Annotated in this window: 20 protein-coding genes; 13 read left to right on the top strand and 7 right to left on the bottom strand. The window is 65.9% G+C overall.

Annotated elements, in window-relative coordinates; translation table 11 throughout:
* Positions 1-37: 37 nt before the first annotated feature.
* The 4 genes from polA to ACN4F8_RS08740 all read left to right on the top strand — a co-directional run bounded on the left by polA (position 38) and on the right by ACN4F8_RS08740 (position 5,894).
* Entirely contained in the window at positions 38-2,878 is a 2,841-nt protein-coding gene (gene polA, locus ACN4F8_RS08755) for a DNA polymerase I (protein WP_419473215.1), read from the top strand.
* Positions 2,875-4,068, top strand: a complete 1,194-nt coding sequence (locus ACN4F8_RS08750; protein WP_419473214.1) for a serine hydrolase domain-containing protein — start codon at positions 2,875-2,877, stop codon at positions 4,066-4,068. Before polA ends, ACN4F8_RS08750 begins: the two co-directional genes overlap by 4 nt.
* Positions 4,069-4,114: 46 nt before the next feature.
* Positions 4,115-5,014 carry a dienelactone hydrolase family protein gene (locus tag ACN4F8_RS08745; protein ID WP_419473213.1) on the top strand — a complete coding sequence of 300 codons (900 nt, stop codon included), beginning with the start codon at positions 4,115-4,117 and terminating at the stop codon, positions 5,012-5,014.
* A 73-nt stretch (positions 5,015-5,087) separates the two neighbouring features.
* Positions 5,088-5,894 (top strand): ZIP family metal transporter, encoded by an 807-nt coding sequence (locus tag ACN4F8_RS08740; RefSeq protein WP_419473212.1) that lies wholly within the window; start codon positions 5,088-5,090, stop codon positions 5,892-5,894.
* 3 nt (positions 5,895-5,897) lie between these two features.
* Here ACN4F8_RS08740 and ACN4F8_RS08735 read toward each other — a convergent pair whose 3' ends face one another.
* The 4 genes from ACN4F8_RS08735 to ACN4F8_RS08720 are packed head-to-tail and all read right to left on the bottom strand — an operon-like array spanning position 5,898 to position 11,428.
* Positions 5,898-8,453 (bottom strand): PAS domain S-box protein, encoded by a 2,556-nt coding sequence (locus ACN4F8_RS08735; protein WP_419473211.1) that lies wholly within the window; start codon positions 8,451-8,453, stop codon positions 5,898-5,900.
* Positions 8,454-8,491: 38 nt separating this feature from the next.
* On the bottom strand, positions 8,492-9,349 hold the full coding sequence (locus tag ACN4F8_RS08730) for a sulfurtransferase (RefSeq protein WP_419473210.1): 858 nt from the start codon (positions 9,347-9,349) through the stop codon (positions 8,492-8,494).
* A 30-nt stretch (positions 9,350-9,379) separates the two neighbouring features.
* Entirely contained in the window at positions 9,380-10,270 is an 891-nt protein-coding gene (locus ACN4F8_RS08725) for a DMT family transporter (protein ID WP_419473209.1), read from the bottom strand.
* 3 nt (positions 10,271-10,273) lie between these two features.
* On the bottom strand, positions 10,274-11,428 hold the full coding sequence (locus tag ACN4F8_RS08720; RefSeq protein ID WP_419473208.1) for an aromatic ring-hydroxylating oxygenase subunit alpha: 1,155 nt from the start codon (positions 11,426-11,428) through the stop codon (positions 10,274-10,276).
* A 266-nt stretch (positions 11,429-11,694) separates the two neighbouring features.
* Here ACN4F8_RS08720 and xseB point away from each other — a divergent pair, with 266 nt between their 5' ends.
* The 7 genes from xseB to dut all read left to right on the top strand — a co-directional run bounded on the left by xseB (position 11,695) and on the right by dut (position 19,061).
* On the top strand, positions 11,695-11,919 hold the full coding sequence (gene xseB / locus ACN4F8_RS08715) for an exodeoxyribonuclease VII small subunit (RefSeq protein WP_419473221.1): 225 nt from the start codon (positions 11,695-11,697) through the stop codon (positions 11,917-11,919).
* On the top strand, positions 11,916-12,827 hold the full coding sequence (locus tag ACN4F8_RS08710) for a polyprenyl synthetase family protein (RefSeq protein WP_419473207.1): 912 nt from the start codon (positions 11,916-11,918) through the stop codon (positions 12,825-12,827). The genes xseB and ACN4F8_RS08710 overlap by 4 nt, the downstream gene beginning before the upstream one ends.
* 47 nt (positions 12,828-12,874) lie before the next feature.
* Positions 12,875-14,770, top strand: a complete 1,896-nt coding sequence (gene dxs, locus ACN4F8_RS08705) for a 1-deoxy-D-xylulose-5-phosphate synthase (protein ID WP_419473206.1) — start codon at positions 12,875-12,877, stop codon at positions 14,768-14,770.
* Positions 14,771-14,935: 165 nt separating this feature from the next.
* Positions 14,936-16,015, top strand: coding sequence for a TRAP transporter substrate-binding protein (locus tag ACN4F8_RS08700; protein WP_419473205.1), 1,080 nt, complete (start codon positions 14,936-14,938; stop codon positions 16,013-16,015).
* 168 nt (positions 16,016-16,183) lie between these two features.
* Complete coding sequence (locus ACN4F8_RS08695; protein ID WP_419473204.1) at positions 16,184-16,783, top strand: TRAP transporter small permease subunit; 600 nt, start codon at positions 16,184-16,186, stop codon at positions 16,781-16,783.
* A 2-nt stretch (positions 16,784-16,785) separates the two neighbouring features.
* Positions 16,786-18,588 carry a TRAP transporter large permease gene (locus ACN4F8_RS08690; protein ID WP_419473203.1) on the top strand — a complete coding sequence of 601 codons (1,803 nt, stop codon included), beginning with the start codon at positions 16,786-16,788 and terminating at the stop codon, positions 18,586-18,588.
* Between the two features lie 23 nt (positions 18,589-18,611).
* Positions 18,612-19,061 carry a dUTP diphosphatase gene (gene dut / locus ACN4F8_RS08685; protein WP_419473202.1) on the top strand — a complete coding sequence of 150 codons (450 nt, stop codon included), beginning with the start codon at positions 18,612-18,614 and terminating at the stop codon, positions 19,059-19,061.
* Position 19,062: 1 nt separating this feature from the next.
* Here the strand turns inward: dut and ACN4F8_RS08680 are convergent, their stop codons facing one another.
* A complete protein-coding gene (locus ACN4F8_RS08680) occupies positions 19,063-19,614 on the bottom strand; it encodes an FKBP-type peptidyl-prolyl cis-trans isomerase (RefSeq protein ID WP_419473201.1) in 552 nt (183 codons plus the stop codon).
* Positions 19,615-19,628: 14 nt separating this feature from the next.
* Between ACN4F8_RS08680 and ACN4F8_RS08675 the strand changes: the two genes are divergently transcribed.
* Positions 19,629-20,780: a JmjC domain-containing protein gene (locus ACN4F8_RS08675; RefSeq protein WP_419473200.1), complete on the top strand. Its 1,152-nt coding sequence runs from the start codon at positions 19,629-19,631 to the stop codon at positions 20,778-20,780.
* 41 nt (positions 20,781-20,821) lie between these two features.
* Positions 20,822-21,340: a hypothetical protein gene (locus ACN4F8_RS08670; protein WP_419473199.1), complete on the top strand. Its 519-nt coding sequence runs from the start codon at positions 20,822-20,824 to the stop codon at positions 21,338-21,340.
* A 53-nt stretch (positions 21,341-21,393) separates the two neighbouring features.
* On the opposite strand, the gene bamC is transcribed toward ACN4F8_RS08670, so the two are convergent.
* Positions 21,394-22,533, bottom strand: a complete 1,140-nt coding sequence (gene bamC / locus ACN4F8_RS08665) for an outer membrane protein assembly factor BamC (RefSeq protein WP_419473198.1) — start codon at positions 22,531-22,533, stop codon at positions 21,394-21,396.
* A 55-nt stretch (positions 22,534-22,588) separates the two neighbouring features.
* On the bottom strand, positions 22,589-23,485 hold the full coding sequence (dapA, locus tag ACN4F8_RS08660) for a 4-hydroxy-tetrahydrodipicolinate synthase (protein ID WP_419473197.1): 897 nt from the start codon (positions 23,483-23,485) through the stop codon (positions 22,589-22,591).
* Between the last annotated feature and the right edge of the window lies 1 nt (position 23,486).

The following is a 23,486-nucleotide window of genomic DNA, read 5'->3' as shown; positions in this document are numbered from 1 at the left end:
TCGCTGGATGCGGCGCGATCTCCCCGACAATGCGCCCATGTCCGACGCTTCATCCCCCACCCCCACCCTGTTGCTGGTCGACGGCTCCAGTTACCTCTACCGCGCGTTCCACGCCATGCCGGACCTGCGGGCCGTGCCCGGTGACGCGTCCAGCCCGGCCACCGGTGCCATCCGCGGCATGGTCAACATGATGCAGAGCCTGAAAAAAGAGGTGCCTGCCGACTTCGTGGCTTGCGTGTTCGACGCCAAGGGCCCGACCTTCCGCGACGCCATCTACCCCGAGTACAAGGCCCAGCGCAGCCCCATGCCAGACGACCTGCGCGCGCAGATCCCGCCCATCCACGAGGTGGTGCGCCTGCTCGGCTGGGCCGTGCTGGACGTGCCCGGCGTGGAGGCCGACGACGTGATCGGCACGCTGGCCGTGACCGCAGCGCAGCAAGGCATCCGCGTGATCGTCTCCAGCGGCGACAAGGACCTGGCCCAGCTGGTGAACGAGCACATCACCATCATCGACACCATGAACGGCAAGAAGCGCGACCTGGCCGGCGTGGAAGCCGAGTTCGGCGTGCCCGCGCGGCTGATGGTGGACTTTCAAACCCTGGTGGGCGATCAGGTGGACAACGTGCCCGGCGTGGAGAAGGTCGGGCCCAAGACCGCCGCCAAGTGGCTGCAGGAATACGGCTCGCTCGACGCGCTGGTGGCGCGCGCGGGTGAGATCAAGGGCGTGGCGGGCGAGAACCTGCGCAAGGCGCTGGACTGGCTGCCCACGGGGCGCCAACTGCTGACCATCAAGACCGATTGCGACCTCGATGGTTTTGTGCCCGGTCTGCCGGCGCTGGATGCGATCCGCATCGGTGAGCCCGACAACGAAGCGTTGAAAGCCTTCTACGAGACGTATGGTTTCAAGGGCTTGGCGCAATCGCTGGGTGCCAAGGTATCCGGTCGCCCTGAGCCTGTCGAAGGGCTCGCCAAACCCGGTGCCAATGGACTTCGACAAGCCCAGTCCGACCGGATGGGCGACCTGTTCGACGAGCCTGCCGAAGAAGGGCTTCGACAGGCTCAGCCCGAACGGGCGGCTGTGGCCTACGACACCATCCTCACCTGGGCGCTCTTCGACACCTGGCTGGCCCGCGTGCTGGCCGCCGATCTCGTGGCGGTGGACACCGAAACCACCTCGCTCGACGAGATGCGCGCCGAAATCGTGGGCATCAGCTTCAGCGTGACGCCGGGCGAGGCGGCCTACATTCCGCTGCGCCACAGCGGGCCCGACGCGCCCGAGCAACTGCCGTTCGACGAGGTGCTGGCCAAGCTCAAGCCCTGGCTGGAAGACGGCAAACACGCCAAGCTCGGCCAGCACGTGAAGTACGACCGCCACGTGTTCGCCAACCACGGCATCGAGGTGCAGGGTTATGTGCACGACACCATGCTGCAGAGCTATGTGCTCGAAGTGCACAAGCCGCACGGCCTGGCCAGCCTGGCCGAGCGCCACCTGGGCCGCAAAGGCATCAACTACGAAGACCTCTGCGGCAAAGGCGCGCACCAGATTCCGTTTGCGCAGGTCGACGTGGCCAAGGCGGCCGAGTATTCGTGCGAGGACAGCGACCAGACGCTGGACGTGCACCGCGTGCTGTGGCCTCAGCTTCAAGCCGATGACCCATTGCGCTTTGTCTACGAGCTCGAAATGGCCAGCAGCGAAGCGCTCTACCGCATCGAGCGCAACGGCGTGCTGATCGACGCGCCCACGCTGGCCAAACAAAGCCACGAACTCGGCTCGCGCATCCACGCGCTGGAGCAGGAGGCCTACGAGATCGCGGGCCAGCCGTTCAACCTGAGCAGTCCCAAACAGCTGGGCGAGATCTTCTTCGACAAGCTCGGCCTGCCGGTGATCAAGAAGACCGCCACCGGTGCACGCAGCACCGACGAAGAGGTGCTGGAAAAACTCGCGGAAGACTACCCGTTGCCGGCCAAGATCCTGGAGCACCGCGGCCTCTCCAAACTCAAGGGCACCTACACCGACAAGCTGGCGCAACTCGCGCATCCGAAGACCGGACGCGTGCACACGCACTACGCGCAGGCCGTGGCGGTGACCGGGCGGCTTTCCAGCAACGACCCCAACCTGCAGAACATCCCCATCCGCACGCCCGAAGGCCGGCGCGTGCGCGAGGCCTTCGTGGCCCCGGCCGGTCATGTGATTGCGAGCGCCGACTACTCGCAGATCGAGCTTCGCATCATGGCCCACATCAGCGGTGATGCTGCCTTGCTCAGGGCCTTCCACGAAGGCATCGACGTGCACCGCGCCACCGCTGCCGAGGTGTTCGGCGTGGACGCGGCGCAGGTGAGCAGCGAGCAACGCCGCTACGCCAAGGTGATCAACTTCGGCCTGATCTACGGCATGAGCGCCTTCGGCCTGGCCAAAGCACTGGCCATCGACAACACGGCCGCCAAGAACTACATCACGCGTTACTTCGAGCGCTTTGCCGGTGTGAAGCAGTACATGGACGACACCCGCGCCCAGGCCAAGGCCCGGGGCTATGTGGAAACCGTGTTTGGACGGCGCCTGTACCTGCCCGAGATCAACAGCCCCAACGGCCCACGCCGCAGAGGTGCGGAGCGCGCCGCCATCAACGCGCCCATGCAGGGCACGGCGGCCGACCTCATCAAGCTCAGCATGGTGGCGGTGCAGAAGGCGCTGGACGAGCAGCAGCGCGGCACCAAGATGATCATGCAGGTGCACGACGAACTGGTGTTCGAGGTGCCCGAGGCCGAGGTGGACTGGCTCAAGACCGAGATTCCGCGCCTGATGGCGGGTGTGGCCGAGCTCAAGGTGCCTTTGCTCGCAGAAGTGGGCGTCGGAGCCAACTGGGACAAGGCCCATTGAAGCTGCCACGCCGCACATTGTTGTGCGCCGGCCTGGCGGCGGCGGGCCTGCCTGCGTGGGCACAGAGCGACGACAAGTGGGGCGCGCTGCGTGGCTACCCCGAGAGCCGCTCCAGCTTCGAGCGTCTGCCCGAATTCCGCGTGGGCAACTACTCGGGTGGGCTTGAGCGTTCGATCCGCCACCATGTGATCCAGGCCGGTCACCGGGTGGCCGCCTGGAACGACACGCCGGTGAACGATTTCCGCTACCGCTCGGGACTTGTCGACAAGACGCCCGAGGCCTACCTGTCGCAGTGGCCCGTGACCGGCCTGCTGATCGCTCGCGACAACAACATCCTGTTCGAGCGCTACCGCTTTGCGCGCCAGCCGGCCATGCGCCTGCAGAGCTGGTCCATGGCCAAGAGCGTCACGTCGTTGTTGCTGGGCATCTGCCTGGACCGCGGGCTGATCCAGTCGTTCGACGACCCGGCTGCGCGCTACGTGCCCGAACTCGCCAGCACCCTGCACGGCGAAACCTCGCTGCGCCACTTGGCCAACATGTGCAGTGGCGCCGACGTGGTGCACGCCCGCGACAACGCCGTGTTGTACCCCGGCGCGCTGCTGGGTCGGGACCCCGACATCGCGCGCACCGTGGCGGGATGGAACCGCCGCAGCGAGCCCGCCGGCACGCGCTTCAACTACAACGAGCTGTGCCCGCTCACGCTGGGCATGGTGATGCGCCGCGTCACCGGTGGATCGCTGTCGGCATTGGCCGAGCAGGTGTTGTGGCAGCCCCTGGGAGCCGAGGCGCCAGCCACCTGGTTCACCGATGCGCGTGGTGCCGAGTTCAACAGCATTGGCTTCGCCGCGCGGCTGCGCGACTGGGCACGCCTGGGCCAACTGGTGGCCCAGCGCGGCCGGGGGCCCGATGGCCGGACCATCGTCAGCGAAGCGTGGATCAACGAATGCACCTCGTGGAGCGCGGGTGATGCCCCGGTGCGCCATGGCCGGGCCCGGCTGGCGCAGGGCTACAAGGCCTTGTTCTGGCATGCGCGCGCCGATGGTTCGCGACCGGCCATGCACGGCCACCACGGCCAGCGCGTGCTGATCGACCTGCCCACCCGCACCGTGCTTGTGCAGACCGCGGTCGACCAGCAGGGGTCATGGGAGCACGAACTGCTGGACATGTTTGACGCGGCCACGCGGCTTTAGTGTGCATGGCAGACTCGACCGCTTCGACCCCTTCAGGAGACACCCCATGCTCAACGACCAACACGCCCAGGACCTTGGCGCCTTGCTGCCCGGCGATTCGAACGAACAGGGCGCCACGCGCCGCACCGCGCTCAAGGCGGCGCTGGGGGTGGGCTATGCAGCGGCTGCTGCGCCGCTGATGGCGCAGACCGCCATTCGCACCCCGTCTGACGGCCTGACCGTGGGCGAGGTGATGATCGACGTCAACGGCTACAAGATGCCGGCCTACCGCGCAGCACCGGCCGGCAAGACCGGCTTGCCGGTGGTGCTGGTGCTGTCCGAGGTCTTCGGCGTGCACGAATACATCGCCGACACCGCGCGCCGGTTCGCCCGGGCAGGCTACATGGCCATTGCGCCCGAGCTGTTCGTGCGCCAGGGCGATGCACAGAGCTATGGCGAGGTGGCCAAGCTGATCGCCGAGGTGGTCTCCAAGGTGCCCGACGCGCAGGTGATGGCCGATCTGGACGCGGCGGTGAAATGGGCAGCGGCCAACGGCGGTGATGCCGCCAAAGTGGGCGTGACCGGCTTCTGCTGGGGCGGACGCCAGACCTGGCTGTACGCCGCCCACAACCCGGCGGTGAAGGCCGGCGTGGCGTGGTATGGACGGCTGGTGGGCGACGCAACACCGCTGAGTCCGAAACACCCGGTGGACGTGGCGGCCCAGCTCAAAGGCCCGGTGCTCGGGCTCTACGGCAGCGCCGACACCGGCATCCCCCTTGACACGGTTGATAAGATGAAAGCTGCTCTGGCGGTGGGCAATGCAGCCGCCAGGGCATCGACTTTTGTGGTCTACCCCGAAGCGCCCCACGCCTTCCATGCCGACTACCGACCGACCTACCGCAAGGAACCCGCCGACGATGGCTGGAACCGTGCCCTGGCCTGGTTCAAGCAACACGGTGTGGCTTGAGGGCGCTGGCGCCGGGCAAGACCAAGGCCGCTGAACAGCGGCCTTTTTTTGTGGACGAACTGAAAAGAGCAACATGACCTTGTTGGCGATCCTGGTGGGTACCGTGGCGGCCGGTGTGGGCAGCGTCTGGCTGGCCGCGCTGATGGCATTTGCCATGCTGGCGCGATTCACGCAGCACATGCTGAGCATGGCCGCCGGTGCGCTCATGGCCACCGCCTTCATGCACCTGCTGCCCGAGGCTTTCGAGAGCGAAGCCGGCGCCCACGAGCTGTTTGCCATGCTGCTGGGCGGGCTGGTGTTTTTCTTCTTGCTCGACAAGGCCGAACTGTGGCACCACGGGCATGAGCACAACCATGGGCCGGCGCCGCAAGCCGGTCATGAAGACCACGCTCACCACCATGGGCACGCGCATGCGCACCACGACCACGGTCCGCGCTCGGGCGGCTGGGCGGTGCTGGCCGGCGACAGCGTGCATGCGTTCGGCGACGGCATCCTGATCGCCTCGGCGTTCCTGGCCGACATGCGCCTGGGCGTGATCACCTCGCTGGCGGTGCTGGCGCACGAGGTGCCGCACCACATCGGCGACCTCGTGGTGCTGCGCCACACCTCGGGCACCTCGCGCGCTGCGCTGGTCAAGGTGTCGCTGGCGGGCACCGTCACCGCGATCGGTGGGGTGGTGGGTTATTTCCTCGTGACGCAACTGCAGGATTACTTGCCGTTCTTCCTGGTGGCGGCTTCCAGCAGCTTTGTGTATGTGGCCCTGGCCGATCTGATTCCGCAACTGCAGAAAAAGCTGGGGTTTCGCGACACGGTGGCGCAGGTGGCCTGGTTGCTGGCGGGCATCGCGCTGGTGACCCTGGTGAGCAGCCTGGCCCACTGATCCTCAGTGGGATGTCGCGTCGCCCAGCGAAAAGCTGAAGGTGGCGCCTTCGCCGGGCGCGCTGATGGCGGTGATGTCGCCACCGTGGCGCTCGATGATGCGGCGCACGGTGGCCAGGCCGATGCCGGTGCCTTCGAACTCGCTGGCCATGTGCAGGCGCTGGAAGGGTTTGAACAGCTTGGCGGCGTGCGCCATGTTGAAGCCCACCCCGTTGTCGCGCACAAAGTACCGGGGGACGCTGCCGTCTTCAGGCACCGAGCATCCGAACTCGATCCGGGTCCAGGATTCATTGCGGGTGTATTTGAGGGCGTTGGCCAGCAGGTTTTCCAGTGCAATGCGCGCCAGCTGGGGGTCGCATCCGGCGCTCAGGCCATCGGCAATGTGGCACTGCACCTGCCGCTGCGGGTGCTTGCCCAGCTGATCGGCCAGGATGCTGCGCACCAGCTCGCTCAGGTCCACCGTCTGGCGCTCCAGCTGCGCCTGGCTCACACGCGCCAGCGCCAGCAGCGCAGAGATCAGCGAGCCCATGCGGGCGGTGGACGACAACACCCGATCGAACATCTCGCGCTCGTCGGCGCTCAGGCGCTCGCCCATCTGCTCCTCGAGCAAGCGGGTGAAGCCGTCGATGGAGCGAAGCGGGGATTTCAGGTCGTGCGAGACCGTGTAGGCGAACGAGTCGAGCTCTGCATTGAGCTTTTGCAGGTCGGCGGTGCGCTCGCGCACGCGCTGTTCCAGGGTTTCCGTCAGGCGCTGGATCTCGCGGTCGCGGTGCAGCCGCACCAGCTCGGCGTTGGCGCGGCTGGCAAAAATGGAGACCAGTGCCTCCATGTCTTCACGCAGCTTCAGGGGTTTGCGCCACATCGCAAACAGGATGCCGATGGGGGTGCCGTCGGCGTCGCGCAGCGCCTGACCCAGGTAAGACTGGAAGCCCTCCCGGTTGATGCCCCGGGCTTGCGGAAAATCCTGTGACAGGCCTTGTGCGCACACGAAGATTTCTTTCTGCCTCAGCGTTTCGGCGCACGGCGTGTTGACCGTCTCGAAGCTGAAGGTGGGCATGGGCTGTGCATCTTTCCAGATGGACAGGGCGTCCACCTGCTGCGAATCCCTGCATTCCCCGATGACCACGATGTCGCACTCGATGCTCTCCGACAGATGGCGCGTGAGCGCGGTGAAAAAGGCCTCTCCCGTTTCAGCCGCCACGCCCCGCGCCACATTGAGCAGCAGGGCCTCGCGCCGCTTCTCGGCCGCGATATTGACGGTGCACGAGAGGATGCACACCTCCCCGTCAATCTCGATCAGTTCGGCCCACAGTCGTGTGTCCACCAGACTGCCATCCTTGTGGCGCATGAGGGTGTCATAGCTGTTGATCCGACCGTCGCGCAGAAGCTGGGCCACGAACTGCTCGCGATCGGCGGGCGTGAGCCAGGCACCGGCCTCGACCGTGGTCTTGCCTATCAGCTCTTCGGGCAGCATGCCCTGCACGCGATCCTGGGCCTTGTTGATCTCCAGAAAGCTCCCGTCGCTGAGGCGGGTGATGGTGAGGTTGAGCGGACTGAAGTTGAACGCCTTGGCGAACCGCTCTTCGGAGCGCCGCAGCCGTTCCATGGCTTCGGCTTGTGCGCTCACGTCGGTGACGGTGGTGATGATGAGCTTGTCCTCGCGGTCGGTGCCCATCTCGCTGGAGATGAGCGCCTCGAACACGGTGCCATCGCAGCGGCGACCCTGGCAGGAAAACTGGTCGACGTGGCGTTCGGCGTAGAGCCGCTGCAGGTAGATCTCGCGCTGCGTCGCGTCGGCCCACAGAAAGTGTTCCTGGCGACCCAGCACCTGGTCGCGCGCGTAGCCGTAGCTGCGCTCGAACGCGGGGTTCACATCGAGGATGGAGCCGGTGCGCGCCGACTGGGCCACCATGGGACTCGGGCTGGTGCGAAAGATGCGGGCAAAGCGCTCCAGGCTGCGGTCGCGTTCCTGCTCGGTGGCCTTGCGGCGCTCGAATTCCTGCGTCTTGAGCTTGATGGCCCGGTTGGTCCTGAGCCGGCTGTGGTGCACCATGAGTGCGCACACCAGCACCGTGGCCGAATGGGTGATCCACACGCGCAGGCCGACGCTGAAGTCGGGCCTGGCCGTCAGCAGCCCGGTGGCCTCTGCCCAGGTCAGCGCACCCAGCGAGCCGATGCTGGCCACCGTGGTGACGACGAGTGCAGTGCGCCCCAGAAAGATGCCGGCACCCACCACCGAGCCCATGAAGAGAAAGCCCACGGCGGTGCGCACCGATCCGTAGGTGATGGCAGAGAAGATGGCAGCACCCAGCACGGCTGCCACGATGAGATGCGCCACGTAGCGCGTGCGGCCGACGCGCGCCAGACCGTAGCTCATCCAGGCAACGACCGTGAGGCCACCAGCGACCCAGCCCTCGTGCTGGCCCGGGGAGGCGAGGACCAGTTCCATCGCCAGCACCACCAGACCTGCGATCCCGATCACGAGCGACATCAGGGACAGCGCGGCGGTGCGGTCCTTGTCGCCCAGTATGTTGAGGGCTGCGTCTTCGTAAGGCTGCATGGTGGATGAAGAAGAAGGGCGCAGGGTCGGTGCAATCGTCAGCCTGCGGCGCAAGGCGCATCGGGCGTGTTGCACCACTCGCTCCAGCTGCCGGGGTAGAGCGCCGTGCGGCCCAGGCCGGCCACTTCCATGGCCAGCAGGTTGGGAATGGCGCTCACGCCGCTGCCGCAGTGATGCACCACGCTGGCTGGGTCGCGCCCGGCGAGCAGGCGCTCAAACTCGGCGCGCAGCTCAGTGGCGGGTTTGAAGCGACCGTCGGGGCCGATGTTCTCGGCAAAGGGGCGGTTGAGTGCACCCGGAATGTGGCCGGCCACCGGGTCGAGCGGTTCGATCTCGCCTCGGAATCGGGCGGTGGCCCGCGCGTCGATCAGCGTCTGCGTGGGGCGGCCGAGCGCTTGCGAGATGCTGCCGGTGGACGCGGTTGCCGCTGCGGCGGGCTGAAGCGTGAAGTGACCGGGCGCCGGCACGGGCGCCGCCCCGCTGGCCACGGCGCCGCCGGCGGCCTTCCAGGCGGCCAGCCCGCCATCGAGCACGGCCACGGGTTCATGACCACACCATTTGAGCATCCACCACAGGCGGCCGCAGTAGTTGGCGCCCTGACGGTCCAGCACCACCACCTGCACGCCGTCGGACAAGCCGAGGTTGGCCATGCGTTTCGCAAACGTCTCGCGCGAGGGCAGGGGGTGGCGCCCGCCGCTGGCGCGGTCGGCACCGGTCTTGTCGCTGAGGTGGTGGTCCAGGTGCACATGCACCGAGCCGGGGATGTGTTCCTTGACGAACTGCGCTTCGCCCGCATCGGGCTTCATGAGGTCGAAGCTGCAGTCGTACACGCGCAACGGGGCACCGCTGGACATGAGCTGCTGCAGCTCGCGGGCAGAGATCAGGGTGGTGAACATGCGCGCATTGTGCTTCAGGTCACCAGGGCTTCAATGTTCTTCGGCGGGCGCATTCGGCACAGCGCGGGCGCGCAGTGCGGTGGCGGTGATGCCGCTGACGATGATCAGGCCCATGCCCAGCCAGCCCACCAGGGGCAACTGGTCGCCAAAGACGGTGAGGCTGTAGAGCGCCGCAAAGACGATGCCCGAGTACTGAAGGTTGGCCACCACCATGGTGGCGCCGCTGGAGTAGGCGCGTGTCATGCACAGCTGGCCGAAGACCGCCAGCAGGCCGATCGGCAGCAGCCACAGTGCGCTCGGCCAGAGCCACTCGCTGGCACCCGCGAACACCATGCCCAGCGCGCCTGCGATCACCGCGCCGATGGAGAAATAAAACACCGTTCGGCCCTCGGGTTCTCCGGCCCGGGCCAGGGCAGCCACCTGCAGGTACGCAAAGGCCGAGAAGATGCCCGACATGAGTCCGACCAGTGCGCCGACCGCCTGACCTTCACCCAGCGTGGGGCGCAACATCATGGCCACGCCACCGAAGCCCGCCAGCACCGCCAGGAACAGCGGCGCTTGCTGGCGAATCGGCGCGTTGCGCCCTTGCACCAGCAGCGCGCCCCCAAGCAGAAAGGCCGCGATCCACACACTGCTCATGTAGTTCAGCGTCATGGCAGTGGCCAGCGGCAAAACGGCTATCGCGTAGAACCAGGAGGTGAGTGCGGTCACCCCCACCACGCTGCGCCACACATGCATCATGGGCAGGCTGGTGCGCAACGACACACCTTGCACACGGGTGAGGCCGATCAGGAAGGCCACGCCCACCAGGCCACGGTAGAAGACGATCTCGAAGCTGTTGAAGTGCGTCGATGCGAACTTGATGCACACGCCCATGGTGGCAAAAAACAGCGACGCCAAGACCATCCACAGCGCTTGCACGGGTCAGACTCCAGGCGGCGCGGGGGGGCTCATCTTGTCCCGGTACCACTCGTGGAAATGTTGCATGCCGTCTTCCATCGGACTTTGATAGGGACCGACCTCGTTGTCGCCGCGCGCCAGCAGCGCCTTGCGACCCGCGTCCATGCGCTCGGCGATTTCGTCGTCTTCCAGGCAGGTCTCCATGTAGGCCGCACGCTGGGCTTCGACGAAGTCGCGCTCGAAGGCGGCGATCTCTTCGGGGTAGTAGAACTCGACCATGTTGATGGTCTTGTCCACGCTCACCGGGTGCAGGGTGGACACGGTGAGCACGTGCGGATACCACTCCACCATGATGTGCGGGTAGTAGGTCAGCCAGATCGCGCCGTGCTCGGGCATCTGGCCCTGGCGGTACTGCATGAGCTGCTCGTGCCAGCGCTGGTAGACCGGGCTGCCGGCCTTGCCGAGCAGGTTGGCTGGGCCCACGGTCTGCACCGAGTACTCGGGCTTGAATTCCCAGCGCAGGTCTTCGCACGTGACGAAACCACCCAGGCCCGGGTGGAAGGGCGCCACGTGGTAGTCCTCCAGGTAGACCTCGATGAAGGTCTTCCAGTTGTAGTTGCACTCGTGCAGCTCCACGTGGTCCAGCACCATGCCCTCGAAATCGAGCGCGGCGCGCGGGCCCATGTTCGCCAGGTCGGCGGCCACGTCGCGGCCGTTGTCCTCGAACAGCAACCCGTTCCACTCGCGAAGCGGGTAGTTGTTGAGGTTCAGGCAGGGGTCTTTGGCGAAGTGGGGGGCGCCCAGCAACTGGCCGGCCTGTTCGCCCTGGATGCCGCTGTAGGTCCAGCGGTGCAACGGGCAAACGATGTTGCCGCCCGCGCTGCCACTGCGGGTTTCCTGCAGGTTGCCCCGGTCCTTGAGGATGATGGCCTGCCGGTGCCGGCAGACGTTGGAGACCAGCTCCACACCGCTGGCGGTGCGCACCAGAGCACGTCCGCCGGCTTCTTGCGGCAGGGCGTGGTAGTCCCCCACGTTGGGGACGGCAAGTTGGTGCCCCACATAACGGGGCCCGCGCTGGAAGAGGACTTCCTTTTCGCGCTGGAACAGCGCTTCGTCGAAGTAACTGGAAACCTGAAGTTGGCTTGCGGCCTGCTGCAGTTGAAGACTTAAATCAGACATCGTGGTCCTGACCTAGAGACTCCCCCTATGAAGGGGCAGGGTAAGCGCTGTGCTCGTGAGACGAATTCGCGCGGGATGGGTGGAGTGGTGCGTCCCTCCGGGCCGTGAGAGCCCGTCAGTGATGAAAAAGGGGCGAATTCTACCCCCCGGGGCAGTACCCGCCGTCCAGCGCCGGTACGCCAAAGCGTGCCCACTTTAGAATGAACCACGTGAACGAATCCATTCCCACCGTGCCCCGAACCCCCAAGACCACCGCAGCCGCTTCCATGGCCGACACCCCGCCGATTGCCGCCAGCTACGAAGCCGCGCTGCAGGAGCTGGAGCAACTTGTGTCCCAGCTCGACGCTGGGCAGTTGCCCTTGGACCAGTTGCTCACGCGTTACCAGCGCGGTGCCGAACTGTTGGCTTTCTGCCGTGCGCGTCTGGAAGCGGTGGAAAACCAGATCAAGGTGCTCGAAGGTGGCGAACTCAAACCCTGGGACGCAGCATGACGGTGGTGGTGGCTTCTGAACACGCGGCGGGCTTTGCCGGCTGGCGTGAAACGCAACAAACGTTGGTGGAACACGCGCTCTCGCGCTGGGTACCGTCCGAGGCGCCCGCGGGCCTCGGTGACGCCATGCGCTACGCGGTGCTGGACGGTGGCAAGCGCTTGCGCCCGCTGCTGGTTCTGGCCACGTGTGAAGCCTTGGGCGGGCTGTCTGATGTTGCCCTGCGCGCGGCGTGTTCGGTGGAGCTGATCCACGCCTATTCCCTGGTTCACGACGACATGCCCTGCATGGACAACGACGTGTTGCGCCGGGGCAAGCCCACGGTGCATGTGCAGTTTGGTGAGGCCCAGGCCCTGCTCGCTGGCGATGCCCTGCAGGCCTTGGCCTTCGAGTTGCTGGTGCCCGACGACGGCAGCGTGCCACCCGCCATGGCCGCGCGGCTGTGCCGGCTGCTGGCGCTGGCCGCAGGCGCGGGTGGCATGGCCGGGGGGCAGGCGATCGATCTTGCCAGTGTGGGCCACTCGCTGGACCAACCGGCCCTTGAGGCCATGCACCGCCACAAAACCGGCGCCCTGCTGCAGGCCAGCGTGATGATGGGGCTGGCCACTGCGCAGGTGTTGCCATCAACCGAATCCCGGCTGGCCGAGTACGGCGCTTGCCTGGGCCTGGCCTTCCAGGTGGTGGACGACATCCTTGACGTGACCGCCGATTCGGCTACGCTGGGCAAAACGGCGGGCAAGGACGCCGCCGCCGACAAGCCCACCTTTGTGTCCCTGATGGGGCTGGCGGCTGCACAGGCTTACGCCGATCGCGTGCTGGAGCGGGCTCACGAAGCCTTGCGTCACAGCGGCGTCCATCAGCCCGGCACCCTGCATGCACTGGCCGACTGGGTGGGTCGTCGCGCCTCCTGAGGCCCTGCGGCCCTGTTCATTCATTCATGACCCGAGCATCCCTGCCCATGAGTTCATTGCTCTCATCCATCGAGTCACCGGCCGATGTGCGCCGCTTGAGCCGCGCGCAGCTGCTGCCGCTGGCCGACGAGTTGCGCACCTACCTGCTGCAAAGCGTGGCGCGCACCGGTGGCCACCTGAGTTCCAACCTCGGCACGGTCGAGCTGACCCTGGCGCTGCACTACGTGTTCAACACGCCCGAAGACCGCCTGGTCTGGGACGTGGGACACCAGACCTACCCGCACAAGATCCTGACCGGTCGGCGCGACCGCATGAGCACGCTGCGTCAGCTCGGTGGCATCAGCGGTTTCCCGCGCCGCTCCGAGAGCGAATTCGACACCTTCGGCACCGCGCACTCGTCCACCAGCATCTCGGCCGCGCTCGGCATGGCCATGGGCGCCAAGATCAAGGGCGAGCACCGCAACGCCGTGGCCATCATTGGCGATGGCGCCATGACCGCCGGCATGGCCTTTGAAGCGCTCAACAACGCCGGTGTGGCCGAAGGCCGCCTGCTGGTGGTGCTCAACGACAACGACATGTCGATCTCGCCACCTGTGGGAGCGCTCAACCGCTATCTGGCCCAGCTCATGAGTGGACAGTTTTACGCAGCTGCGAAGAACGTGGGCAAGCAGGTGCTCAAGGGCGCGCCGCCGCTGTTTGAACTGGCCAAGCGTCTGGAAGAACAAGCCAAAGGCATGGTGGTGCCGGCCACGCTGTTCGAGAAGTTCGGCTTCAACTACATCGGCCCCATCGACGGGCACGACCTGAACTCGCTGATTCCCACGCTGGAGAACATCCGCCATCTGCTGGAGACCGACAGCGGGCCGCAATTCCTGCACGTGGTGACCAAGAAGGGTCAGGGCTACAAGCTGGCCGAGAACGACCCGATTGCGTACCACGGCCCAGGCACCTTCGATCCGGCCGTGGGCATCGTGAAAGCGACCGCAGCGCCCAAGACCACGTTCACCCAGGTGTTTGGCCAGTGGCTGTGCGACATGGCCGCGGCCGACGAGCGCCTGGTGGGCATCACGCCGGCCATGCGCGAAGGCTCGGGCATGGTCGAGTTCGAGCGACGCTTCCCCAAGCGCTACTTCGACGTCGGCATCGCCGAGCAGCACGCCGTGACCTTCGCCGCCGGCCTGGCTTGTGAAGGCCTCAAGCCGGTGGTGGCGATCTACTCCACCTTTTTGCAGCGCGGCTACGACCAGCTCATCCACGACGTGGCGCTGCAAAACCTGCCGATGGTGTTTGCGCTGGACCGCGCGGGCCTGGTGGGCGCGGACGGCGCCACGCACGCCGGCGCCTACGACATCGCCTACCTGCGCTGCATTCCCAACATGGCCATCGCCTGCCCGGCCGACGAGGCTGAGTGCCGACAGCTCCTGTCGACCGCACACGCCCAGAACCAGCCCGTGGCCGTGCGTTACCCGCGTGGTGCCGGTGTGGGCGCGACGATTCCCACCAGCCTGGACGGCCTGCCTTTCGGCAAGGGCGAGGTGCGTCGCCAGGGCAAAGGCATTGCGATCCTGGCCTTTGGCACGCTGCTCCACCCGGCCCTGGGCGCTGGCGAAAAGCTGGGCGCCACGGTGGCCAACATGCGCTGGGCCAAGCCGCTTGATGTGGATCTGTTGCGCGAACTCGCCGACTCGCACGAGGCGCTGGTCACGGTGGAAGAGGGTTGCCTGCCCGGTGGCGCTGGCGGTGCGGTGGTTGAGACCTTGCAGTCCGAAGGCATCAACCTGCCCGTGCTCTCGCTGGGCCTGCCCGACGAGTTCTCGGAGCATGGCGATCCCGCCAAACTGCTGGCCGCGCTGGGCCTGGACGCTGCCGGCATCGAGGCGTCCATCAGGACCCGCTTCGAACCGCTGCTGCACGCAGCACCCGGTTTGAAGGTGGTGCGCTGAGCGGCCCGGACCGGTTTTGAGCACGGCCCCGGACGCGGGCCTTTGTTCGAGGGAAAACCCCGGGGCTTTGCCCGAGGGCGATTCCTACAATTTCCATGGACTTGACAAGGCTTTCACCGAGTCCGTCAGGTCGGATGTTCCCCCATCAACCATGGAGTCAATCAAATGGATCGTCGTTCAATGATCAAGCACGCCGGCGTGGCCGGTGTGCTGGCAGCTGGTGCCGCGCCTGCGGTGCACGCTCAGGCCGCCATCCGCTGGCGGCTGGCCTCCAGCTTCCCCAAAGCGCTCGACACCATTTATGGTGCGGCCGATGTGTTCGCCAAAAAGGTGGGCGAAATGTCGGGCGGCAAATTCTCGATTTCGGTGCATCCCGGGGGTGAGCTCATGCCCGCGTTTGGCGTGGTGGATGGTGTGCAGGAAGGTACCGTGGAATGCGCGCACACCGCGCCCTATTACTTCTTTGGCAAGGACGACACCTTTGCGCTGGACTGCGCGATCCCCTTCGGCCTCAACAGCCGGCAGATGACGGCCTGGATGTACGAAGGCAACGGCATGAAGCTGTTCCGCGAGTTCTACGCGGACTACAACATCGTGAACTTCCCCATGGGCAACACCGGCGCCCAGATGGGTGGCTGGTACCGCAAGGACATCAAGACGCTGGCGGACATCAAGGGCCTGAAGATGCGCATTGGCGGCTTCGCCGGCAAGGTGTTCGGCACCATGGGCGGCGTGCCGCAAAACATTCCCGCTGGCGAGATCTACCAGGCGCTGGAGAAAGGCACCATCGACGCCACCGAGTGGGTCGGCCCCTACGACGACCAGAAACTCGGCTTCAACAAGGTGGCCAAGAACTACTACTACCCCGGCTGGTGGGAAGGTGGTCCGCAGCTCTCGCTGTACGTCAACAACAAGGCCTACAACGCGCTGTCGCCCGAAAACAAGGCCATCGTGGAATGCGCCGCGGCCATCGCCCACACCACCATGCAGGCCCGCTACGACGCGCTCAACCCCACCGCCCTCAAGCAACTGGTGGCCGCAGGCACCCGGGTGCTGGCTTTCCCCAAGCCCGTGCTGGACGCCGCGTTCAAGAACTCCATGGAGCTTTACGCGGACATCAGCGGGAAGAACCCGAAGTGGAAAAAGATCTACTCGGACTACTCGGCTTTCCGCAAGGAGCAGAACCTCTGGTTCCGTTTCACCGAAGCCCAGTTTGATCGCTACATGCAAGCGGCCAAGCTGTGAACGGCATTGCGATCCGAGCACGAAGCCCCGCCCTGGCGGGGTTTTTTGCTCGGATCGTGTCCTGCCGCCCCGGTTGCCCGCGCTGGGTCGGCATCTCCCGGATGCCGCACGTGCCGGTTCGGTAGACTCTGCGACTCTTTTTGCGTTCACTCCCCCAGGGGAAACTCCATGTCATTCCTGTTGAAAATGTCCCGCCTGATCGACGCCATGAGCGATCTGATCGGCAAGCTGGTCATGTGGTTCATCCTGGCCACCACCCTGATCAGCGCCGGCAACGCCATCGTGCGCAAGCTCTTCGACAACAGCTCCAACGCCTTGCTGGAAATTCAGTGGTACCTGTTCGCTGCGGTGTTCATGCTGGGCAGCGGTTACGCCTTCCTGCGCAACGCGCATGTGCGCATCGATTTCATCTCCTCGCGGTTCAGCCCACGTGGGCGCAACTGGGTCGACGTGTTCGGCATCCTGATCTTCCTGTTTCCGCTGTGCTACATGATGGCCACGCTGGGCTGGCCGCTGTTTGAACGCGCGTGGAGCACGGGCGAGATGTCGTCCAACGCCGGTGGGCTGATCCGCTGGCCGGTGTACGGACTGATCCCGCTGGGTTTTGTCGTGCTGTTCCTGCAAGGTGTGAGCGAACTCATCAAGCGCATTGCATTCCTCACCGGCAACGGCCCCGATGTGCTGGCCCTGAGCGGACCCAGCGACGAAGAGCTGCTGGCCCAGCAACTGCTCGACGAAGCCGACAAGCGCCTCAAGGGAGCCAACTGATCATGACCGCCTTCATTGCCGCCAACTTTGTCCCACTGATGTTCGGGGGCCTGTTGGTCTTCCTGCTCTCCGGCTTTCCCGTGGCCTTTGCGCTTGCGGCCACCGGCCTGTTCTTCGGCTTCGTCGGCATGGAAGCCGGGCTGTTTCCTTCCAACCTCTTCCAGGCCTTGCCGCTGCGGGTGTTCGGCATCATGCAGAACGACACGCTGCTGGCCATTCCCTTTTTCACGCTCATGGGCATCATCCTGGAGCGAAGCCGCATGGCCGAGGACCTGCTCTCCACCGTGGCGCAGGTGTTTGGTCCGGTGCGTGGTGGCCTGGCGGTGGCGGTGATCCTGGTGGGGGCCCTGCTGGCGGCCACCACCGGCGTGGTCGCTGCGGCCGTGATTTCCATGGGCCTGATCTCGCTGCCCATCATGCTGCGCTACGGCTACAACCGCACCATTGCCACCGGCACCATCACCGCGTCGGGCACGCTGGCCCAGGCCATCCCGCCCTCGCTGGTGCTGATCGTGCTGGCCGACCAGCTGGGTCGATCGGTGGGCGACATGTACGCCGGTGCCCTGATCCCCGGCCTGCTGCTGGTGGGCCTGTACCTGCTGTTCATTGCGGGTGTGGCCATCGTCAAACCGGGCTGGGTGCCGGCGCTGCCGGCCGAGGCGCGCATCTACAACGAGCCCGACGGCTCCAGCGGTCACCGCTCGCTGCTGGTGTTGCTGGTGCTGTGCGCCGCGGTCAGCGTGGCGTGGTCGCAGGTGCACGAGTCCATCATCAACCCGTTGATCGGCCGCGAAATGAGTCCGGCTGGCGACGAGGTGGTCATCATGTCGATCACGGTCGGCTCGCTCCTGGCCTTGACCTTGGCCTTGCTCAACCGCCTGTTCCGCTTGGGGCTGCTGTCCCGTCTGGCCGAGCAGGTCACCTTTGTGCTGATCCCTCCGCTGGTGCTGATCTTCCTCGTGCTGGGCACGATTTTCCTGGGCATCGCCACGCCCACCGAAGGTGGCGCCATGGGTGCGCTGGGCGCCATGATCATGGCCGGCGCACGCCGCAGCCTCACCTTTGATCTGCTCAAGCAGGCGCTGGAGAGCACCACCAAGCTGGCCATCTTCGTGATGTTCATCCTGATCGGCTCCACCGTCTTCAGCTTCACCTTCAACGCGGCCGATGGCCACATCTGGGTCGAGCACCTGTTCGACAAGATGCCGGGCGGGCAGATGGGCTTTTTGCTGGTGGTGAACCTGCTCGTGTTCGTGCTGGGCATGTTCATCGACTTCTTCGAGATCGCCTTCATCGTGATTCCGTTGCTCGCGCCGGTGGCCGACAAGCTGGGCATCGACCTGATCTGGTTCGGTGTGATCCTGGCCATGAACCTGCAGACCTCGTTCCTCACGCCGCCGTTTGGTTTTGCGCTGTTTTACCTGCGCAGCGTGGCCGCGCGCAGCGACTACACCGACCACGTGACCCAGCAGCGCATTCCGGCCGTGACCACTGCACAGATCTACAAAGGCTCCATCGCCTTCATCGTCCTGCAGCTGATCATGGTGGTGGTGGTGATCGCGTACCCCACGCTCGTCACGGGCAGCCTGGGCGCCAAGGTGGTGGTGGACGACGCCGCCGTGACCGACATGCTGCGCAACATGCCCGACATGGAAGAAGAGCCCGAGGTGCCCGAACCCGAGAGCACCGAGCCTGCGGCTGAAGAAGGTGCGCCTGCCTCGCCACCCGGTCTGGAGCCGCCTCCACCGGAACCCGAGGTCGATCCCGGCAAAGCGCTCGAAGAGTCGATGAAGAAAAAACCATGAGCCGCCAGACAGGAGTTTGCTGAATGCGCATCGATGTGAAAGTGCTGGACCCGCGCATGGCGGATCAGCTGCCCGCCTACGCCACCGGTGGCAGTGCGGGTCTTGATTTGCGGGCCTGCCTGGACGCGCCGCTGACGCTCGCGCCCAACGCCTGGCAACTGGTGCCCACCGGCCTGGCCATCCACCTGGCCGACCCCGGCTTTGCCGCCATGATCCTGCCGCGCTCGGGGTTGGGTCACAAACACGGCATCGTGCTGGGCAACCTGGTGGGGCTGATCGACAGCGACTACCAAGGCCAGCTCATGGTGAGCGCCTGGAACCGCAGCGGCGTGCCCTTCACCATCGAGCCCATGGAGCGCATCGCGCAAATGGTGATCGTGCCCGTGGTGCAGGCGCAGTTCAACGTGGTGGACGACTTCGAAGCCGCGAGCGAACGCGGTGCGGGGGGCTACGGCTCAACGGGCCGCAGCTGATTCAGTGCAATGTCCGGGGGCCGGGTGGCGTGATGCCCGGGCCTTGCAACTCATCAGGCTCGTCCACCTGCATGCGGAAGAAGCCGGTGCCCATCGAGCCCTTGCCCACCTCGGCTTCGGTCGCTTCGCGCACCGCGTGCACTTTCATCGAAATGCGCAGCGCAATGCCAGCCAACGGGTGGTTGCCGTCGAGCACCACGTGCTCGGGGTAGATGTCGCTCACGAAGTACAGGCGGTCGCGGGGCGCAGCGGGATTGCAGCCCGGGGGCAGGCCTTCAAAGCCCATGCCTTCTTCGAGTTCGTCGGGGAACAGGTGGCGCGGCTCCAGGAACAGCAGCGTGTCGTCGTAGTCGCCGAAGCCGTCCACCGGCTCCAGATGCAGATCGATCGTGTCACCCGCCGAGTGGTTGAGCAGACCTTCTTCGATCTTGGCCAGCAGGTCGCTGCCACCCACCAGAAACTCCACCGGCTCTTCGAGCACATCGAGTGATTCGCCCAGCGTGTCCTTCAGGCTCCAGGTCAGCGCAACGACGCATTGTTGTGTGATTTTCATCCGACAATTGTCCCATGTTCAAACCCGAAACCCATGGGCCGCAGGCCACGGCCGCCGCCACGCAAGTCCCTCTGAGTCTGCTGGGCGGTTTGTCGCCAGCGCAGTTCATGCGCCGCCACTGGCAGAAAAAGCCCTTGCTCATCCGCCAGGCCATTCCCGGCTTCGGGCCGCTGCTGAGCCGCTCGGAGCTGTTCGATCTGGCCAGTCAGGAAGCCGTCGAGTCGCGCCTGATCGTGCGCAAGCCCCAGGGCTGGGCGCTTAAACAGGGGCCGTTCAAACGCAGCGGCCTGCCGCCGCTCAAACAACCCGGCTGGACCTTGCTGGTGCAAGGCGTTGACCAACACGTGGACGCTGTGCACGACCTGTTGAAACGCTTCCGTTTTGTGCCCGATGCACGGCTGGACGACCTGATGATCTCGTGGGCCAGCGAAGGCGGCGGCGTCGGGCCGCACTTCGACAGCTACGACGTGTTCCTGCTGCAGGCCAGTGGCCAGCGCCGCTGGCGCATCGGCCGCCAGAAAGACCTGACGCTGCAGCCCGATGTGCCGCTGAAGATCCTGCAGAACTTCGAACCCGAGGAAGAACACGTGCTGCAAGCCGGCGACATGCTCTACCTGCCGCCGCGCTGGGCGCACGATGGTGATGCGGTGGGCGAAGACTGCATGACGTATTCGATCGGTTTTCGCGCACCCCAGCGCGGCGGGCTCGCGGGTGAACTGTTGCAGCGCATGGCCGACGAGCTTGAAGACGAGACGCTGTACCGCGACCCGGGTCAGCCAGCCACGGCCCACCCGGGTGCCATGCCCGAAGGACTGGAAGCGTTCGCGGTGGATGCCCTGCAGCGCCTGCTGGCCGAGCGCCAATCGCTGGCCTGCGCGTTGGGTGAGGTCATGACCGAACCCAAGCCGCGGATCTTTTTTGACGAAGCACAAACCGACTGGGTGGCGGGCGCCGTGCGCCTGGATCGACGCACCCGCATGATGTACGACCCGCGCCATGTGTTCATCAATGGCGAGAGCTTTCGCGCTGGCGGCGCCGATGCGCGCCTGATGCAGCGCCTGGCCGATGAACGCAGCCTGGATGCGCGCCAGGTGCAGCGTGCCAGCGAAGGCGCGCGGGCCTTGCTGCAAGACTGGTTCGAGGCTGGATGGCTGCACCGCGTGTGAAGCCGTCGAGGTCTTGCTGACCACCCACCGAGGAGCTCGCCATGACCGAACCCCAAATCAGCGAGACCACACCGCTGCCCCCGTTGCCCACCGGCCGCATGCAGGGCCGCCAGGTCTTTCTCGACACCGTGCGCCAGGCGTTCGATGCGGCCGCAGCAGAAGGTTGGAGCCACATCACCCTGAGCGATCCCGACTTCGCCGACTGGCCGCTGGGCGAGCGCGTGGTGGTCGATGCGCTGAACCGCTGGGCGCGCCGGGGCCGCACGCTGAAGATGCTCGCGCGCAGTTACGACCAGCTGCGTCTGCAGCACCCACGGTTTGTGCAATGGCGCGTGACCTGGTCCCACTTGGTGGAGGCACACGCCTGCGCGGGTGCTGCGGGGGCCGAACTGCCCAGTGCCATCGGCTCGCCGGTGTGGACGCTGGAGCGGCTGGACCCGCTGCGCAACACGCTGGTGGCCAGCACGGATGCCGAGCGCCGTGTGGCGCTGCAGGAGCGCGTGAACGAGTGCTGGCTCCGAAGCACGCCTTCGTTTCCCGCGAGCCAGTTGGGGTTGTAGCCCCATGAAAAAGGCCGCCCGAAGGCGGCCAGTGTTGTCTGTGCAGCGCGTGCTTATTTCAGGTCGTCGGCCAGCAGCTGCGTGATGCGGCGTGCGTTGGCCGAAGCGTCTGCCTGGCCCTGTGCACCCAGCACCGAGACGGTGGTGGCGGTGCCGGCGCTGCGCACCACCACCTGGTAGCGCTCGGTGGCCGCTTCTTTCTTGGAGCCGCCAAACAGCTTGCTGAAGAAGCCGGGCTCGGTGGCGTTGGTCACGGGTTCGACGTAGCGGACGAAGTAGATGCCTTTGCTGCGGTCGCGGTCTTCCACGGTGAAGCCGGTGCGGTCCAGCGAGAGGCCCACACGGCGCCATGCGCGGTCAAAGTTGTCTTCAAACTGCACCACCGGCGCGTTGTTCACCGAGACCACCTTGGCCGCCGCCTGCACCGGCGCGGTGGCGGTCACGGCCTGGGCTTGTGCTTCGGTCACGCCGAGCTTGACCATCAGGCGGCGCAGAAACTCGGTTTCGAGTTCGACGTCAGCAGGCCGGGGTTGCCATACCGTCTGGTCCTTGTCGGTGGAGGAGTACACCTCGACCATGCCGCGGTGGCTGATGTAGACCTCGGTGCTGCCGTTGGCGGTGCGCTCCAGGCGGGTGCGGAAGCGGTCGCGTTCGCCGGTGGAATACAGGTTTTCGAACACCTTGCCAATGGTGGAGCGGATGAAGTCCTGCGGCAGTTTGGCGCGGTTCTCGGCCCAGTCGGTTTCCATGATGCCCAGGGTTTCCTGGTCGATGTCGAGCAGGAAACCATTTTCTTGCCAGAAGTCGCGCACGGGGCTCCAGAGCTTGTCGGCCGGGCGGTTCACCACCAGCCAGCGCTGGTTGCCTGCGCGCTCGATGCGCACATCGCCCACAGTGGCTGTTGCGGTGGTGGCTGCCGTGGCTTGCGCTGGCTGGGCTGCCTGGTAGCCGCTGGCGGTCACCGTGGTGCCGGGCACGTTGTAGCGCGAGTCGCGGCTGAGCTGGGTGAGGTCGGGTGGCACGTCCAGCGTGCTGCCGCGCTGCGCGCTCTTGTAGTCGATCTTGTCTTCCTGGAGCATGGAGCAGCCCGAGGCGATGAGGGCGGCAACGGCGACCAGGCCCAGGCGGGACCACGCGGCAGCGCCGGCCCAGGTCTGGAGGCGGGAGGTCTGGTTCAGAGTGGGAGTGGGCATGGATGGGCTCGGTGGCGACCGAAAGTGTGTGGGGTGGACAGAAGAGGGGTCAGAGTCAGATCAGGCCGCTTTGTTGCAGCGCGCCTTCGACCTGCGGCACCAGATGGCGGGACATGGGCGTGAGCGGAAGACGCATGGTCTCACGGCACAGCCCCATGCGGGCCATGGCCCATTTCAGGGGGATCGGGTTGGCCTCGCAGAACAGCTGCTTGTGCACTGGCATCAGGCGGAACTGGATGTCCATGGCGCGTTGCACGTCGCCGGCGATGGCGGCCACGCAGAGTACGTGCATGAGGCGCGGCGCGATGTTGGCGGTGACGCTCACATTGCCCTGGCCGCCGCACAGCATCAGCGCCACGGCCGTCGGGTCGTCGCCCGAGTAGATGGCGAAGCCCTTGGGCGCTTCGCGGATCAGCCACTGCGCGCGCTCGATGTTGCCGGTGGCTTCCTTGATGCCGACGATGCCGGGCACCTGGGCCAGGCGGATCACCGTTTCGTGGTGCATGTCGGCCACGGTGCGGCCGGGCACGTTGTAGAGCACGGTGGGCAGGTCGCCCACGGCTTCAGCAATCGCCTTGAAATGCTGGTACTGACCTTCTTGCGTGGGCTTGTTGTAGTAGGGCACGACCTGCAGCTGGCAGTCGGCGCCCACGCTTTGTGCGAAGCGCGCGAGCTCGATGGCTTCACGGGTGGAGTTGGCGCCGCAGCCGGCCATGATGGGCACGCGTTTGGCGCCGTGCGTCTTGGCCTGTTCGACCGAGACACGGATGATTTCGCAGTGCTCTTCGACCGTGACGGTGGGCGACTCGCCGGTGGTGCCGACCACGCCGATGCAGTCCGTGCCTTCGGTGATGTGCCAGTCGATGAGTTTGCGCAGGGTGGGGTAGTCCACGCTGCCGTCTTCATGCAGGGGGGTGGCCAGGGCCACGATGCTGCCGGTGATGGTGTTCATT

Origin of the sequence: Hydrogenophaga sp. (assembly GCF_048549895.1) — a bacterium.
Lineage (GTDB): Bacteria > Pseudomonadota > Gammaproteobacteria > Burkholderiales > Burkholderiaceae_C > Hydrogenophaga.
This window is presented reverse-complemented; position numbering and strand designations above follow the sequence as displayed.

Excerpts from the sequence above, each read along its gene's own strand:
- polA (WP_419473215.1), top strand. The coding sequence starts at position 38 with ATGTCCGACGCTTCATCCCCCACCCCCACCCTGTTGCTGGTCGACGGC.
- ACN4F8_RS08745 (WP_419473213.1), top strand. The coding sequence starts at position 4,115 with ATGCTCAACGACCAACACGCCCAGGACCTTGGCGCCTTGCTGCCCGGC.
- ACN4F8_RS08740 (WP_419473212.1), top strand. The coding sequence starts at position 5,088 with ATGACCTTGTTGGCGATCCTGGTGGGTACCGTGGCGGCCGGTGTGGGC.
- ACN4F8_RS08735 (WP_419473211.1), bottom strand. The coding sequence starts at position 8,453 with ATGCAGCCTTACGAAGACGCAGCCCTCAACATACTGGGCGACAAGGAC.
- ACN4F8_RS08730 (WP_419473210.1), bottom strand. The coding sequence starts at position 9,349 with ATGTTCACCACCCTGATCTCTGCCCGCGAGCTGCAGCAGCTCATGTCC.
- ACN4F8_RS08720 (WP_419473208.1), bottom strand. The coding sequence starts at position 11,428 with ATGTCTGATTTAAGTCTTCAACTGCAGCAGGCCGCAAGCCAACTTCAG.
- xseB (WP_419473221.1), top strand. The coding sequence starts at position 11,695 with ATGGCCGACACCCCGCCGATTGCCGCCAGCTACGAAGCCGCGCTGCAG.
- ACN4F8_RS08710 (WP_419473207.1), top strand. The coding sequence starts at position 11,916 with ATGACGGTGGTGGTGGCTTCTGAACACGCGGCGGGCTTTGCCGGCTGG.
- dxs (WP_419473206.1), top strand. The coding sequence starts at position 12,875 with ATGAGTTCATTGCTCTCATCCATCGAGTCACCGGCCGATGTGCGCCGC.
- ACN4F8_RS08700 (WP_419473205.1), top strand. The coding sequence starts at position 14,936 with ATGGATCGTCGTTCAATGATCAAGCACGCCGGCGTGGCCGGTGTGCTG.
- ACN4F8_RS08695 (WP_419473204.1), top strand. The coding sequence starts at position 16,184 with ATGTCATTCCTGTTGAAAATGTCCCGCCTGATCGACGCCATGAGCGAT.
- ACN4F8_RS08690 (WP_419473203.1), top strand. The coding sequence starts at position 16,786 with ATGACCGCCTTCATTGCCGCCAACTTTGTCCCACTGATGTTCGGGGGC.
- dut (WP_419473202.1), top strand. The coding sequence starts at position 18,612 with ATGCGCATCGATGTGAAAGTGCTGGACCCGCGCATGGCGGATCAGCTG.
- ACN4F8_RS08680 (WP_419473201.1), bottom strand. The coding sequence starts at position 19,614 with ATGAAAATCACACAACAATGCGTCGTTGCGCTGACCTGGAGCCTGAAG.
- ACN4F8_RS08675 (WP_419473200.1), top strand. The coding sequence starts at position 19,629 with ATGTTCAAACCCGAAACCCATGGGCCGCAGGCCACGGCCGCCGCCACG.
- ACN4F8_RS08670 (WP_419473199.1), top strand. The coding sequence starts at position 20,822 with ATGACCGAACCCCAAATCAGCGAGACCACACCGCTGCCCCCGTTGCCC.
- bamC (WP_419473198.1), bottom strand. The coding sequence starts at position 22,533 with ATGCCCACTCCCACTCTGAACCAGACCTCCCGCCTCCAGACCTGGGCC.
- dapA (WP_419473197.1), bottom strand. The coding sequence starts at position 23,485 with ATGAACACCATCACCGGCAGCATCGTGGCCCTGGCCACCCCCCTGCAT.